The organism is Streptomyces sp. SL06 (genome assembly GCF_058244745.1).
This window is the reverse complement of sequence record NZ_JBSYOT010000002.1, coordinates 4,594,918-4,609,811: the sequence shown is the minus strand read 5'-3', so window position 1 is coordinate 4,609,811 and position 14,894 is coordinate 4,594,918. Positions and strand designations below refer to the sequence as shown.

Genomic DNA, 14,894 nt, shown 5'->3' with positions numbered 1-14,894 from the left:
CCTCCGCGCCAGACGCGTCATGAACGGGTGATCACCGCGGGGCGGACGCTCAGGAGAAGAGCCGCCGCCAGGTCTCCGGGCCCGGGTAGCCGTCCGCCGCACCGCCGCGCCACCCCTGGGCGCGCTGGAAGGCCTCGACTGCCCGCCGGTCCGCCTCGCCCCAGCGCGGCCCCGGTCCGGTCGTGTAGTGCGTGCCGAATCCCTTCTTCACCAACTGCCGGCCGAGCCGGGTGACGTACGGGTTGTCCGCACCCGGCCGGAACAGCGCCCGGCCGGGATACCCGGCCACCCCGTGCGAGGCGGGGTCCGCGGCCGGGGCGGGGACGTCCTTGCCGCCGCCCTCGGCCAGCAGCCGCCAGGTGCCGGGGCCGGGCAGCCCGTCGGCGTCCGCGCCCCGCCACCCCTGGGCCAGCTGGAACGCCTCGGTCGCCCTGCGGTCCGCCTCGGACCAGCGGGGACCCGGCCCGGTGGCGTAGAAGCGTCCCGCGCCCCGGGCCACGAGCAGCCGGCCCAGCTCGGTGACGTGCGCGTTGTCCGCGCCCGGACCGAAGGCGGACGCCCCCGGATAGGAGGCGGCCCCGGCCGGCGCCCCGCCCGCCCCGGCCGCCGCGACCCCCTTGTAGCGGTAGGGCAGGTACTTGGCGGAGTCGCTCCAGTAGGCGTAGGGCGTGGTGAGCGCGCGGGCGTGCGGCGGGGTCTGCTCGTAGGCCGTGTACGCGGTGTGCGTCCGGTCCGTCCAGCCGCCGAAGATCACCACGTGGGAGCCGCCGTGGGGGTCGGAGGCGTTGTGGAACAGCAGCATGTCGCCGGGCTGGAGTTCCTCCTTGGTGATCCGGTCGGCGAAGCCGGCGAGGCTCCCGGTCCATTCGTTCGCGGGCAGCTTCCAGGCCATCGACACGAAGCCCGAGCAGTCCTGCCGGTAGCCGTCGGGCGAGTAGGCGTTCATGCCGTACGGGACCTTCGCACTGACCCAGCTCCTGGCCCGGTCGACGATCTCGGCACGGGTGACGGTGGCCAGTTCCGCGTCGGACCCGGGCAGCGCCGGACCGCCCGCCGCGCCGTGCAGCGGCGCCCGGGGGCCCTGGGGGGTCCCGGGCTCGGTCCCGGGCCCGTCGTTTGCGGCGACGCCCGGCAGGCGGGGCGCGTGGACGGCGGCCGGAACCGCCGCGGCCTGGCCCACGCCGAGGGCGGAGACGGCCGTGACGGAAGCGGCGGCGGTCGCCGCGACCAGGGCGCGGTGGGCCGCCGGGTGGGCGGGCGCGCGGGCGGCCGGGGAGTGCGGCAGGACGCGGCGCCAGTGGCGGCAGCCGGGACAGTCGCAGTCGCTCGCGGGATCGATCTCCTCGAATACGGGAGCCTCCATGCGATTCCCCTCACACTCCCGGCGGAAATGTCCGCGATGATGCGCTTCGGTACATGTTGATCAGCTTCGCAACTGTCTTCCTCGCCCGCATGTTGACGGTCCGAATGATGTACGCCGGGGCGGACGCGCCCGTCCGCGAGCCCCCGTCCGCCCCATGGCCCGTGGTCCGGAGCACCGGTCGGCATCGGGTAGAGTTGTGCAGGTCAGCAGGCGCCGCTAGCTCAGTTGGTTAGAGCAGCTGACTCTTAATCAGCGGGTCCGGGGTTCGAGTCCCTGGCGGCGCACCGACGATCGAAGGCCCCTCGTAGCACACGAGGGGCCTTCGGTGTATCCGAGGGCAGGGCATCTTGCGATCATGGCGAACGCCGTAGAACCCTGGTCCGGTTGGGGGGCCGGATGCCAAGGGGGGCATCATGCAACCGGGGGCCACCATTCCCTGTCTAGATAGGGTGTGGATGGTGTGGTGAAAGCTACCCACCACTGTGACGTCCGTGACGGTCGAGGGGGACCGGTGCAGGCGAAAAATGCGACGAAACACGCCTGACCGCGTGTGGGGGGATGATTCATGACGGCGACGCCGACGGGCGCCGGGCAGGACCACGACCCGTCCCAGACCACCCAGCTCAGGGTGCCGGGGCACCGGAACTGGAGCACCGGCTCGTTCCGCCGGATAAAGAAGACCCTGCCGAAGTACGACTACGAGCACTACAGCCGGCTCGCGGGCCCCCTCACTCAGCCCGACCCGCAGGCGCCCTACCGGGTGCAGTACCGCTCGCTGATATCCCAGGAGCCCCACCGCTTCCGGGTCGCCCTGATGCTGGCCGCGGCCCCGCTGCTCTCGGTGGTGCTGCTGGTGTGGCTGCTCCAGCCGGAGCACTGGACCGAGCGCGACTACCCGGCCTTCGACTGGCTGCCCACGCTCGACATCGTGATGCTCGTCGCGATCGGCCTGATCGAGCTGTTCCGCTGCCTGAACGTGCTCTCGAACGCGCACGCCACCCTGGTCGCCCGCGACCCGGTCCCGGTGGTGCCCGAGACCGGCACCCGGGTCGCCTTCCTCACCTCCTTCGTGCCCGGCAAGGAGCCGCTGGAGATGGTGACGAAGACCCTGGAGGCGGCCGTGAAGATCCGCCACCGCGGTCTGATGCACGTCTGGCTCCTCGACGAGGGCGACGACCCCGAGGTGAAGGAGGTCTGCGCGCGCCTGGGCGTGCACCACTTCTCCCGCAAGGGCGTCGCCAAGTGGAACCAGAAGAAGGGCCCGCACCGCGCCAAAACCAAGCACGGCAACTACAACGCCTGGCTGGACGCGCACGGCGACGACTACGACTTCTTCGCCTCGGTCGACACCGACCACGTGCCGCTGCCCAACTACCTGGAGCGGATGCTCGGCTTCTTCCGCGACCCGGACGTCGGCTTCGTCATCGGCCCGCAGGTGTACGGCAACTACGACAACCCGATCACCAAGGCCGCCGAGTCGCAGCAGTTCCTCTTCCACGCGCTGATCCAGCGCGCGGGCAACCGCTACGGCTCGCCGATGTTCGTGGGCACCTCGAACGCCGTGCGGATCAGCGCGCTGAAGCAGATCGGCGGCCTGTACGACTCGATCACCGAGGACATGGCGACCGGCTTCGAGATCCACCGCCACAAGAACCCGGCCACGGGCCGCAAGTGGCGCTCGGTCTACACCCCGGACGTGCTCGCGGTCGGCGAGGGCCCGAATGCCTGGACGGACTTCTTCACCCAGCAGATGCGCTGGTCGCGAGGGACGTACGAGACGATCCTCAAGCAGTACTGGAAGGGCTGGTACTCGCTGCCGCCGGGCAAGCTCTTCAACTACACCATGATGATCATCTTCTACCCGATGTCGGCCCTCAACTGGATCCTGGCCGCACTGAGCTGCGCCCTGTTCCTGGGCCTCGGCGCCTCGGGTGTGAACATCGACCCCGCGGTCTGGCTGATGCTCTACGGCAACGCCTCCGCGCTGCAGATCGGCCTGTACGTCTGGAACCGCCGCCACAACGTCTCGCCGCACGAGCCCGAGGGCTCCGGCGGCGTGGCCGGCATGGTCATGTCCGCGCTGTCGGCGCCGCTGTACGCGAAGGCGCTCATCGACTCCGTGCTGCGCCGCAAGAGCAAGTTCGTGGTGACGCCCAAGGGCGACTCGGCCAGCCCGGACACGCTGTTCGGGACCTTCCGGTACCACTGGTACTTCATCCTGATCTTTGCCGGTTCGATCACCGCGGGCTTCGCCCTGGGGCACTCCCACCCCGCCATGATCATCTGGGCCTCATTCGCGCTGCTGATCACCGCCTCGCCGATGTTCGCGTGGCGCCACGAGCTGCGCAAGGCGAAGAAGCGGCCGCCGGCCCCGGCGGCGGAACCCGCGCCGCAGGTCCCGCCGCAGCAGCAGCCCGCGCACGGGCGGCACGCGGCGCAGCCGAAGCCCAGTTGGGCGGCCCCGGCCGACGGGGACAACGACCAGACCATGCAGATCGCCCTTGGTGGACTTGGGGGACGTAAGGAATGAAGGACCGTGCCGGCCGCCGCCGGGCCCGTCGCTTCGCGATAGGCACGGCGGTGGTACTCGTGCTGGCCGGGATGAACGGGCCGTGGCTCTACCGCTTCGGAACCGAGAAATACCACCAGTACAAGATCAATCAGCCGGAGTACAAGGCCGCCAACGGCAAGTGGGAGACCGTCGAGTTTCCCGAGGAGTACCGGCAGAACACCATCCACGCGGCGCTGCTGCGCACCGGCAAGGTGCTGCTCGTCGCGGGCTCGGGCAACAACCAGGACAACTTCGACGCCAAGCGGTTCGACACCCGGATCTGGGACCCGGTCAAGGGGACCATCAAGAAGGTGCCGACCCCCTCCGACCTGTTCTGCACGGGCCATACGCAGCTCGCCAACGGCAATCTGCTGATCGCGGGCGGCACCAAGCGCTACGAGAAGCTCAAGGGGGACGTCACCAAGGCCGGCGGCCTGATGATCGTCCACAACGAGAACCCGGACAAGCCGATCACCCTGCCGGCGGGCACCAGGTTCACCGGCAAGGAGAACGGCAAGACCTTCGTCTCCAAGGACCCGGTGCTGGTGCCCCGCGCCGAGAAGGTCTTCGACCCGCAGACCGGCGAGTTCCTGCGCAACGACCCGGGCCTCGGCCGGATCTACGTCGAGGCGCAGAAGAGCGGCGCCAAGTACGAGACGGGCACCCAGGACAACTACCGGATCCAGGGCCTGTCGGGCGTGGACGCGCGCAACACCTACGGCATCGCGGAGAAGCTCGCCCTCGACAAGAAGGACTTCCAGGGGATCCGGGACGCCTTCGAGTTCGACCCGGTCGCCGAGAAGTACATCAAGGTCGACCCGATGCACGAGGCCCGCTGGTACCCGACGCTCACCACGCTGGGCGACGGCAAGATCCTCAGCGTCTCCGGCCTCGACGACATCGGCCAGCTGGTCCCGGGCAAGAACGAGGTCTTCGACCCGGAGACCAAGAAGTGGACCTACACCGACAAGGTCCGCCAGTTCCCGACGTACCCGGCGCTGTTCCTGATGCAGAACGGCAAGGTCTTCTACTCGGGCGCGAACGCCGGCTACGGCCCGGACGACGTGGGCCGCGACCCGGGCATCTGGGACGTGGACACCAACAAGTTCACCAAGATCCCCGGCATGAGCGACGCCAACATGCTGGAGACCGCGGGCACGGTGCTGCTGCCGCCCGCGCAGGACGAGAAGTACATGGTGATCGGCGGCGGCGGGGTCGGCGAGTCCAGGCTGTCCAGCGAGAAGACCCGGATCGTCGATCTGAAGGCCGACGACCCGAAGTTCGTGGACGGGCCGTCGCTGGAGAAGGGCACGCGCTATCCGCAGGCCTCGATCCTGCCCGACGACAGCGTGCTGGTCTCCGGGGGCTCCGAGGACTACCGGGGCCGCGGCGACTCCAACATCCTCCAGGCCCGGCTGTACCACCCTGACACCAACGAGTTCGAGCGGGTCGCCGACCCGCTGGTGGGCCGCAACTACCACTCCGGTTCGATCCTGCTGCCCGACGGGCGCCTGATGTTCTTCGGCTCGGACTCGCTCTACGCCGACAAGGCCAACACCAAGCCGGGCAAGTTCGAGCAGCGCATCGAGATCTACACGCCGCCGTATCTGTACCGGGACTCGCGCCCCGACCTCTCGGGCGGGCCGCAGACCATCGCGCGCGGTGAGTCGGGCACGTTCACCTCGCGGGCGGCCTCGACGATCAAGAAGGTGCGGCTGATCCGGCCGAGCGCCACGACGCATGTCACCGACGTGGACCAGCGGTCGATCGCGCTGGACTTCAAGGCCGACGGGGACAGGCTGACGGTGACGGTGCCGGAGGGCAAGAACCTGGTGCAGCCGGGCTGGTACATGATGTTCGCGACGGACGGGGACGGGACGCCGTCCAAGGCGGAGTGGGTCAAGGTGCCCTAGCTGTATGGCCCTGTGAGGTGGTGACCGGGGGTGCGGGAACGCCGCGGCCGATCGCGCCGTTCCCGCGCCCCTAGGTGTCCGATTCCCGCGCCAGTCTCAGGGCGTAGGCCGGCCACCACTCGCCCGCCTTGGGGCCGCCCTTGCACTCGCCGTCCGACTCTCCCGGGCGCTTGACCCACAGGTAGGCGTCGACGAGGGGGTCGGCCGTGTCGGTGGTCGGGGTTTCGCCGAGGGCGCGGCCGGGCGGGTTGCACCAGCGTTCGTCGGGGGCGCCGCCGGTGTAGGGGCCGTTGCCGTTGCGGCTGGTGTCGACGACGAAGTGCTTGCCGCCCACCTTGGCGGAGAGCTGCTTGCCGTAGGTGACGGAGTCCTCGGTGGTGTAGAAGTTCGACACGTTGACCGCGAAGCCGTCGGCCCGGTCGACGCCCGCCCACTTCAGCGGCTCGAAGATCTGGTCCGGGTGGCCCCAGCCCGCGTTGCCCGCGTCCAGGTAGACCTTGGTGCTCTTCAGGGCGGTGAGCTTGCCGATGGCGTACTTGAGGAGGTCGTAGCGCTCCTCGTGGAACTTCTCCGGGGTGCAGCCGTCCACCAGGTGGAGCACCGCGTCCGGTTCCAGGACGACCGTGGCGGCACGGTCGCCGATGCCCTTGGCCACCCCGTCGACGAAGGAGCGGTAGGCGTTGCCGTCGGCGGCGCCGCCGCCCGAGTACTGGCCGCAGTCGCGGTGCGGGATGTTGTAGAGGACGAGCAGCGCGGTGCGGCCGGCCCGGTCGGCGGCCTCGGTGAAACCGCGGGCCTGCTCCTCGGGGTTCTCCGGGCTGATCCACTCGCCGGTCGGCTGCTGGGCGATCTTGCGGATCTGTTCGGCCTGGTCCTTCTTCCCCGACCGGGACAGGGACGCCACGTGCCGCGCGGCGTTGCCGTCGGGGTTGACCCAGAACGGGTCGTCCTCCTTGGGCTGCTGGGTTATCCCGGCCCCCGCGTTCTTGTCCTTGTCGTCCCCGTCCCCGTCCCCCGACGAGGAGCAGCCCGCGAGCAGCAGTGCCGCCCCCAGCACCGCCGCGGCCGCCTGCCTCGTGGACAAGGTTCCGGCCCCCCTGCTGCCGTGCATCCAACCCCCCTGTGTACCTGTTCCGAGGCTCAATCCTGACATACGCCGTAGGCACTCACGGGGTTCCCGGACGGGCTCCCGTGCGCTGTGCTAGGAGGCGGTTCCGGTCAGGTACGCGGAGACGACCACGTTGGCCGTGTAGCCGCCGGTGGCGCGGTCGAAGGTGCCGCCGCAGGTGATCAGGCGCAGCTCGGCACGGTCCGTGCCGCGCGGTCCGTAGGCCTGCCTGGCGTCGAAGCCGTCGCGGGTGAGGACCTGGACGTCGTCGACGGTGAACTCGGCGATCCCGGCGTCGTCGCGGGCCACCCGGACCCTCTCGCCGGGCTTCAGGGTGCTGAGCCGGTAGAAGACGGCGGGCCGGGTCTCGGTGTCGACGTGTCCGACGATCAGCGCGGTGCCGACCGCTCCCGGGGTCACGCCGGCCGCGTACCAGCCGACGGAGTCGGGCCGCTCGAAGGGCGGTGGTTCGATCGCGCCCTTGGCGTCGAGGCCGCGGGCCAGCACCGGGGCCTCGATGTCGAGTCCGGGGACGTCCAGCCGCTGCGGCAGGGCGTCGCCGAGGGGCGCGTGGGCGGGGGGCAGCGGTAGGTCGGGGGGCCGGCCGGCCGCCGCCATGTCGCCGGTGGCGGGGCGGGACATGCCCTCGCGTACGTCGGTGGCCTCGCGGCCCCACAGCCACAGCCCGAGGAGCAGCACCGTCCAGGCGATGCCGGTCACCAGGCGGCCGCCGGGAACGGCGGTGCGCTGCCCGTCCTGTGCGGCGCCGCCTCGCGGGTCCTGTTCGGACATGGTCAGTCCGTCCCGCGGCTCCGGCTGCGGACGGACCGCAGCGCGACGGCGACGGCGGCGATGCCGGCGAGGACCAGGCCGGTCACCGTGTGCGCCGTGCCGGGCGGCTCGGAGCGGGCCTCCTGCCCGGTGCCGGCGGCCAGCCGCGCGGTGCCGCCGCCGCCCGCGTCGACGGGGGCGACGGGAGAGGCGGGCGCGGTCGGACGCCCGGACCGGCGCCGCTCGTCGCCGATGGTGACGGTGCCCCTGCGGGCGTGGTCCCCGCACGTGACCTGCACGGCGTAGGCGCCCGCCCGCACACTGGTGCCGACCCGGCCGGCACCGACGAGGACGCCGTCCCCGGCGGCCAGGGTGAGCCGGACGTCCGACTCGAACGCCGCGGACACGGCGACGGCACTCTTCTCGGCGCAGTCCCTCACCCGCAGGTCAACGTCGCCGCCGGGCGCCGGAGAGGACGGCGACACCGAGACGCCCGCGCCGTCCACCGCGTACGCGGCCGGTGTGAGCGCCGCGGCCGGTGCGCACGCCGCGGCCAGCGCGGCTCCGGCACAGACAGTGACCTTCAGTGAGCGCATCATGTACCTCCAGTTATCTGGAGGCTCCCCCGCGGGACCCGCCCCCGCATCCCGCGGGGGGTCCGGCTGCTCCGAACGGGTCATGGGGCGGGCCTGCGGGTTTCAGCTGCCACCGGGCGATCCCTGCGAACGTATGACTGCATAGCATGGGCCTTCCACAGCCCACGCACGGCAGGAGTCCACCCCCATGACAGAGCGCAAGCCCATCGCATCGTGGCTCACCGACATGGACGGGGTGCTGATGCGCGAGGGGGTCCCGGTTCCCGGTGCGGACGCCTTCATCAAGAAGCTGCGCGACTCGGGGCGGCCGTTCCTGGTCCTCACCAACAACTCGATCTACACGGCCCGGGACCTGCACGCCCGTCTGAACCGGATCGGCCTTGAGGTGCCCGTCGAGAACATCTGGACCTCCGCCCTGGCCACGGCGTCCTTCCTGGACCTCCAGCACCCCGGCGGCACCGCCTATGTCATCGGTGAGGCCGGTCTGACGACGGCGCTGCACGACGCGGGCTATGTGATGACCGACACCGACCCCGACTTCGTGATCCTGGGAGAGACCAGGACGTACTCCTTCGAGGCGCTGACGAAGGCCATCCGCCTGATCAACGACGGCGCCCGGTTCATCGCCACCAACCCGGACAACACCGGACCCTCGCCGCAGGGCGCGCTGCCCGCGACGGGTTCGGTGGCCGCGCTGATCACGAAGGCCACGGGCAAGGAGCCGTACTTCGTCGGCAAGCCGAACCCGCTGATGATGCGGACGGGCCTGAACGTGATCGGCGCGCACTCCGAGACCAGCGCGATGATCGGCGACCGGATGGACACCGATGTCCTGGCCGGTCTGGAGGCCGGGATGGAGACCTTCCTCGTCCTGACGGGGCTGACGACGCGCGAGGACCTCGACCGCTACCCGTACCGGCCGACCAAGGTCGTGGACTCCATCGCGGACCTGGTGGACCTGGTCTGAGGCGGGGCGGGCGTCAGCGGCGTCTGCGGACCAGCAGTACGGCCGCGCCGCCGGCGGCGACGAGCAGGGCGGTGGCGGCCAGAGCCGTGTCCATCCGGCCGAGCCCGGTGCCGGCGAGTTCGTCGGCGAAGGGGATGCCGGAGCCCCGGCCGTCCGGGGTCGCGGCGACGGAGGGGGTGGCGGGGTCGTCGGTGCTCCGTCCGGCGGCGGACTCGCCGGTCCCGACGCGGAAGCGGTAGTCGTTCGACTGGCCGATCCACTCGCCGTCCTCGCCGCGCCGCTGGACGACGGCCGCGTTGGCGGTGACCTCGTTCGGGGCGGCGTCCGAGGTGAGCGCGAGCCGCAGCTTGACGGTGAGGGTTTTGCCGGGGCCGACGGTGAAGCCGGCGAAGCCGTCACCGCCCGCCTCCGCGCCCTCGCCGAAGGCGCCGATCAGCTCGTCCCGGTCGGTCGCCTCGAAGACCACGGGGGTGGGGCTGTCGCCGTCGTAGAACTCCAGGCGGGGCTGCGAGGCCTCCAGGGCCCGTTTCTCGTCGACGAGGACGACCACCGGGTGGACGCCCTCGCAGGTGCGGGAGGTGGTGTTGGTCAGCTCCAGGTACCAGGTGCCGAAGCCGCCGCCCGCCTCGTAGCCGGCGGGGCCGCCGTGGATGCGGGTGGTGAGCGGGAAGGTGTGGTCGTCCGGGGCCGTGCAGGCCGGCAGCGGGGCCGGGGCCCGGGGGTCCGCGTACGCGGGGACACCGGGCACGAGGACGGCGGTCGCGGAGGCGGCGAGGAGGGCGGCTGTCGCCGCCGGACGGGGGGACACGGGCGTGAACAGTCGCATAAACACATGAGCGTGTCGGATGGTCGGGACCGACGGCACCGCCGTTCGGGACACCTCCCCCGAACGGCGGTGCCGGTGCCCTCGACCGGCCCACCCGCCTCGCGGGCCCGCTCGCACCGTCCGGCTCAGGACCGGCCCCCGTCCCCGCGCCCGAACAGCGGCGCGAGCAGCAGTTGGGCCGCGCCCTCCGCGACCCCGCGCGTGCCGCCGGGCGCGACGCGGACCGGTACGGCGCCGTCGTGGCCGCCCTCCCGCCCCGCGCGGGCCTCCAGGACGGCGGCGACGCCGTGGACGAAGGCCTCGGGTGCGGCGGCGACGGTCCGGCCGCCGAGCAGGACCAGGTCGATGTCCAGCAGCCCGGCGAGGTTGGCGGCGCCCGCGCCCAGCACCCGCGCCGCCTCCGCGAGGTCGCCGCGCGCGACGGCGCCGAGGCACAGCGCCTCCACGCAGCCGCGGGCGCCGCAGGTGCAGGGCGGCCCGTCCAGTTGGACGACCTGGTGGCCGAACTCCCCGGCCCCGGTCCTGGCCCCCCGGTGCACGCCGCCGCCGAGCACCAGCCCGGCACCGAGCCCCGTACCGAGGTGCAGATAGGCGAAGGAGCCGCCCGTGCCGCCGAGCACGAGGCCGAGCGCCGCCGCGTTGGTGTCCTTGTCGACGACGACCGGCACGCCGAGCCGCCGCTCCAGCGCGTCCCGCAACGGGAAGCCGTCCCACTCCGGGAAGCCGGTGACCCGGTGCAGCACACCCCTCGCGTGGTCGAGCGGGCCAGGCAGGGCGACTCCGAGACCGAGGAGGGTGGGGGCGGCGGCGAGCGGGGCGTCCGGCGGGTGCGAAAGGTCCGCGGCCAGTTTCCCGGCCGCCCGCGCCACCGCCTCCACCACGGCCGCCGCGCCCGCGCCCAGGTCCAGCGGGGAGCGCCACTCCCCCACCACCGCGCCGTCGAGGTCGACCAGCACCGCCCGCAGCTCGTCCCGGTCCAGGTGCACACCGAGCGCGTGGCCCGCCCCCGGCACCAGGCGCAGTACCGTGCGCGGCTTGCCGCCCGTGGACGCGCGGCGGCCGGCCTCGGCGGCGAGGCCCTCCTCCCGGAGCCGGGCGGTGATCTTGCTGACCGCCTGCGGGGTGAGCCCGGTCCGCTCGGCGAGTTCGAGCCGGCTGATGCCCTCGGCACCCGCGGTGCGCAGCAGGTCGAGCACCAGGGCCGTGTTGTGGCTGCGCAGCGCGGGCAGGTTGGCGCCGTCCGTCCTGTTCACCTCCCCATTGTCTCCGGCGCTTGCACTTTGGCAACACCGTTGCCAAAGTGGGGCCATGACTGGTACTCCTCCCGGCAATCCCACCGGCGGCGCCCGGAGCGGCCCGCTGCGCGTCGGCCTCGTCGGCTACGGACTCGCGGGTTCCGTCTTCCACGCCCCGCTGATCGCCGCCACCGAGGGCCTGACCCTGGACACGGTCGTCACCTCGGACCCCGGCCGGCAGCGGCAGGCCCGCGACGCGTTCCCGGACGTACGGACCGTCGCCGGTCCCGACGAGCTGTTCGACCGGGCCGCCGAGCTGGACCTGGTCGTCGTCGCCTCCCCGAACAGGACGCATGTGCCGCTCGCGACGACGGCCCTGGAGGCCGGTCTGCCGGTCGTGGTGGACAAGCCGGTCGCGGGCACGGCGGCCGAGGCGCGCGAGCTGGCGGCGCTGGCCGAGGAGCGCGGCCTGCTGCTCTCCGTCTTCCAGAACCGCCGCTGGGACAACGACTTCCTCACCCTGGCCAAGCTGCTCGCCGAGGGCGCGCTCGGCGACGTATGGCGCTTCGAGTCCCGCTTCGAGCGCTGGCGGCCGCGGCCGAAGGGCGGCTGGCGCGAGTCCGGCGACCCGGCAGAGATCGGAGGTCTCCTGTACGACCTCGGCAGCCACGTCGTCGACCAGGCCCTCGTCCTGTTCGGCCCGGCCACCCAGGTGTACGCCGAGTCCCTCGTCCGGCGCGCGGGCGCGGAGGCCGACGACGACACGTTCATCGCGATCACGCACGCGAACGGCGTCCGCTCCCACCTCCACGTCTCCTCCACCGCCGCCCAGCTCGGCCCCCGTTTCCGGGTGCTGGGCTCGCGGGCCGGCTATGTCAAGTACGGCCTCGACCCGCAGGAGGCGGCGCTGCGCGAGGGCAAGCGGCCAGGACCCGGCTGGGGCGAGGAGGACGAGTCGCTGTGGGGCCGCGTCGGCTCCGGTGAGTCCCCGGTGACCGGCGGCGGACGCGTGGAGGCGACCGTCGCGGGCGACTACCCCGCCTACTACGCGATGGTGGCGAAGGCCCTCCTGGCGGGCGGCCCGAACCCGGTCGGCGCCCGGGAGGCCGCCGCCGCCCTGGACGTGCTGGAGGCGGCCCGCCGGTCGGCCCGCGACGCGACGGTGGTGATCCTGTGAGCCCCGACGGGCGGACACCCGCCCCGAGCGTGGCGGAGATGGAGGCGCAGGAACGCCGTCTGGTCTTCCGCCGGTTCACCCACGACGACGCGTGGGCGCTGGGCTCCCTCCTGGTCGAGCTGGCCCGGGAGCGCCGGGCGCCGGTGGCCGTCGACATCCACCGCTCCGGCCAGCAGCTCTTCCACGCGGCCCTGCCCGGTTCCACTCCCGACAACGACGCCTGGATCGCCCGCAAGCGCCGGGTGGTGGAGCGCTACGGCTCCGCTTCGTACCTGGTGGGCGCCCGTTTCCGGGCCAAGGGCACGACGTTCGAGGAGTCCTCGCGGCTCGACCCCGACAGGTATGCGGCGCACGGCGGCTCCTTCCCGCTCGCCGTGGCCGGCGCCGGGGTCGTCGGCGCGGTGACGGTGTCCGGGCTTCCGCAGGTGGAGGACCACCGGCTCGTGGTGGAGGCGCTGGAGCGGTTCCTCGGCGAATAGCCCGGCCGGCCGCTCGGGAATCGCCCGGTGGGTACCTGTGGTTGGCAGGCAGGTACGCAAGTGATCACGGTGCCCACCGGAGGGATCAGAACCGATGAACGACGCGACGGCTGCTCTGAAGGAATCGGTCGGACGGTACGGCGTCTGGAGCACGCAGTTGCGCTCCGAGGACCCGGACCGCGCGGGCGAACGCGCCGAGGCCGCCGCCGAGCTGGAACGGCTCGGGTTCGGCGCCCTGTGGCTGGGCGGCAACAGCAGCGCCGAGAACGCCGCCCCGCTGATCGGGGCGACCTCGCGCATCGTCGTCGGCACCAGCATCCAGAGCATCTGGGAGCACGAGGCCCCCGCCACCGCGGCTGCCTTCGCCGAGCTGGAGGTGGCCCACCCCGGCCGCTTCGTGCTCGGCCTCGGCGTGAGCCACGGCCCGCGGGTGGCGGGGTACGGCCGCCCGTACTCGGCGATGGTCGGCCACCTCGACGCACTGGACCGGGCCGGGCTGCGGCCCGAGCACCGGGTACTGGCCGCGCTCGGCCCGAGGATGCTGGAGCTGGCCCGGGACCGGGCGGCGGGCGCGATCCCGTACCTGGTGACGCCCGAGCACACCGCGCGGGCCCGCGAGATCCTCGGCTCCGGCCCGCTGCTGGCACCGGAGTTCAAGGTCGTCCTCGATCCCGATCCGGCCCGCGCCCGCGCGACGGCCCGCGCCTACCTCGCCCGGTATCTGGAGCTGCCGAACTACACGAAGAACTTCCTCGCCCTCGGCTTCACCGACGCCGATGTCAGCGGCGGCGGCAGCGACCGGCTGGTCGACGCCGTCTTCGCGTGGGGCGACGAGGACACGATCCGCGCCCGCGTCGGCGCCTTCCACGACGCGGGCGCCGATCACGTGGCCCTCCAGTTGGTGGCGGACGACATGACATCGCTCCCCACGGAGGGCTGGCGCAGGCTGGCCGCGCTCCTGGCGTGAGACGTGAGAGGGGCGGCGCGCGCCGTCAGGCGTCCTTCAGCTCCTGCCGCTGCCGCCCCAGCCCTTCGACCTCCAGCTCGACGACGTCCCCGGCGCGCAGATACGGCCTGGGCTCCGGGTGCCCCATCGCCACCCCGGCCGGCGTCCCCGTGTTGATGACGTCACCGGGGTACAGCGTCATGAAGTGGCTGACGTACCGCACGACCTCCCCCACGGGGAAGATCTGCTGCGCCGTCGTCCCGTCCTGCCTCAGCTCCCCGTTCACCCACAGCCGCAGCGAGAGCCGCTGCGGGTCGGGGACCTCGTCGGCGGTCACCAGCCACGGTCCCAGCGGGTTGAACGTCTCGCAGTTCTTGCCCTTGTCCCAGGTCCCGCCGCGCTCGATCTGGAACTCCCGCTCGGACACGTCGTGCGCGACCGCGTACCCGGCGACATGGGCGAGCCCGTCCCGCGCCGACTCCAGGTAGCGGGCGGTACGACCGATCACGACCGCCAGCTCCACCTCCCAGTCGGTCTTGGCGGAGCCGCGCGGCACGAGCACGGTGTCGTGCGGCCCGACCACCGTGTCCGGCGCCTTGAAGAAGACGACGGGCTCGGCGGGCGGCTCGGCGCCGGTCTCGCGGGCGTGGTCGTGGTAGTTGAGCCCGATGCACACGATCTTGCCGATCCGCCCCACGGGCGGTCCGACGCGCAGCCCCGCGCCGTCCAGGGCAGGCAGCTCACCGGCGTCGGCGGCGGACCGTATCCGGCCGAGCGCGGCCTCGTCGGCGAGCAGCGCTCCGTCGATGTCCGCCACCACACCCGACAGGTCGCGCAGGGTCCCGCCGGCGTCGAGCAGCGCGGGGCGCTCCGACCCCGCCGTACCGACTCGCAACAGCTTCATGATCCCCAACTCCTCGGTCTCGGGCAGTCCGCCCGATGAGGTGCGACCTGGATGCGGC

The 14,894-nt window shown here is 72.5% G+C and carries 13 protein-coding genes and 1 tRNA gene; 7 read left to right on the top strand and 7 right to left on the bottom strand.

Annotated features, from left to right (window positions below):
- Positions 1 to 49: 49 nt before the first annotated feature.
- A complete protein-coding gene (locus tag AC4IHM_RS21070; protein ID WP_490868560.1) occupies positions 50 to 1,363 on the bottom strand; it encodes a peptidoglycan-binding protein in 1,314 nt (437 codons plus the stop codon).
- Between the two features lie 210 nt (positions 1,364 to 1,573).
- Here AC4IHM_RS21070 and AC4IHM_RS21065 point away from each other — a divergent pair.
- The 3 genes from AC4IHM_RS21065 (at position 1,574) to glxA (ending at position 5,827) form a co-directional block, all read left to right on the top strand.
- Positions 1,574 to 1,647 (top strand) — tRNA-Lys (locus AC4IHM_RS21065).
- 281 nt (positions 1,648 to 1,928) lie between these two features.
- Positions 1,929 to 3,893 (top strand): glycosyltransferase family 2 protein, encoded by a 1,965-nt coding sequence (locus AC4IHM_RS21060; RefSeq protein ID WP_490868559.1) that lies wholly within the window; start codon positions 1,929 to 1,931, stop codon positions 3,891 to 3,893.
- A complete protein-coding gene (glxA, locus tag AC4IHM_RS21055; RefSeq protein WP_490868558.1) occupies positions 3,890 to 5,827 on the top strand; it encodes a radical copper oxidase GlxA in 1,938 nt (645 codons plus the stop codon). Before AC4IHM_RS21060 ends, glxA begins: the two co-directional genes overlap by 4 nt.
- 70 nt (positions 5,828 to 5,897) lie before the next feature.
- On the opposite strand, the gene AC4IHM_RS21050 is transcribed toward glxA, so the two are convergent.
- From AC4IHM_RS21050 to AC4IHM_RS21040, 3 genes are all read right to left on the bottom strand, one after another.
- Positions 5,898 to 6,938, bottom strand: a complete 1,041-nt coding sequence (locus AC4IHM_RS21050; RefSeq protein ID WP_490868557.1) for a glycoside hydrolase family 6 protein — start codon at positions 6,936 to 6,938, stop codon at positions 5,898 to 5,900.
- Positions 6,939 to 7,028: 90 nt separating this feature from the next.
- On the bottom strand, positions 7,029 to 7,727 hold the full coding sequence (locus AC4IHM_RS21045) for a class F sortase (RefSeq protein WP_490868556.1): 699 nt from the start codon (positions 7,725 to 7,727) through the stop codon (positions 7,029 to 7,031).
- Positions 7,728 to 7,729: 2 nt separating this feature from the next.
- Positions 7,730 to 8,302 (bottom strand): hypothetical protein, encoded by a 573-nt coding sequence (locus AC4IHM_RS21040; protein ID WP_490870890.1) that lies wholly within the window; start codon positions 8,300 to 8,302, stop codon positions 7,730 to 7,732.
- A 187-nt stretch (positions 8,303 to 8,489) separates the two neighbouring features.
- Here AC4IHM_RS21040 and AC4IHM_RS21035 point away from each other — a divergent pair, with 187 nt between their 5' ends.
- Positions 8,490 to 9,269, top strand: a complete 780-nt coding sequence (locus AC4IHM_RS21035; RefSeq protein ID WP_490868555.1) for an HAD-IIA family hydrolase — start codon at positions 8,490 to 8,492, stop codon at positions 9,267 to 9,269.
- A gap of 13 nt (positions 9,270 to 9,282) precedes the next feature.
- On the opposite strand, the gene AC4IHM_RS21030 is transcribed toward AC4IHM_RS21035, so the two are convergent.
- A complete protein-coding gene (locus AC4IHM_RS21030; RefSeq protein WP_490868554.1) occupies positions 9,283 to 10,095 on the bottom strand; it encodes a hypothetical protein in 813 nt (270 codons plus the stop codon).
- Positions 10,096 to 10,220: 125 nt separating this feature from the next.
- Positions 10,221 to 11,348, bottom strand: a complete 1,128-nt coding sequence (locus AC4IHM_RS21025; protein WP_490868553.1) for an ROK family transcriptional regulator — start codon at positions 11,346 to 11,348, stop codon at positions 10,221 to 10,223.
- Between the two features lie 55 nt (positions 11,349 to 11,403).
- On the opposite strand from AC4IHM_RS21025, the gene AC4IHM_RS21020 reads away from it, so the two are divergent.
- From AC4IHM_RS21020 to AC4IHM_RS21010, 3 genes are all read left to right on the top strand, one after another.
- Positions 11,404 to 12,507 carry a Gfo/Idh/MocA family oxidoreductase gene (locus AC4IHM_RS21020; protein ID WP_490868552.1) on the top strand — a complete coding sequence of 368 codons (1,104 nt, stop codon included), beginning with the start codon at positions 11,404 to 11,406 and terminating at the stop codon, positions 12,505 to 12,507.
- Positions 12,508 to 12,545: 38 nt separating this feature from the next.
- Positions 12,546 to 12,986: a heme-degrading domain-containing protein gene (locus AC4IHM_RS21015; protein WP_490870889.1), complete on the top strand. Its 441-nt coding sequence runs from the start codon at positions 12,546 to 12,548 to the stop codon at positions 12,984 to 12,986.
- A gap of 94 nt (positions 12,987 to 13,080) precedes the next feature.
- A complete protein-coding gene (locus AC4IHM_RS21010; protein WP_490868551.1) occupies positions 13,081 to 13,953 on the top strand; it encodes an LLM class F420-dependent oxidoreductase in 873 nt (290 codons plus the stop codon).
- A gap of 25 nt (positions 13,954 to 13,978) precedes the next feature.
- On the opposite strand, the gene AC4IHM_RS21005 is transcribed toward AC4IHM_RS21010, so the two are convergent.
- Entirely contained in the window at positions 13,979 to 14,836 is an 858-nt protein-coding gene (locus AC4IHM_RS21005; RefSeq protein WP_490868550.1) for a fumarylacetoacetate hydrolase family protein, read from the bottom strand.
- Positions 14,837 to 14,894 lie beyond the last annotated feature (58 nt).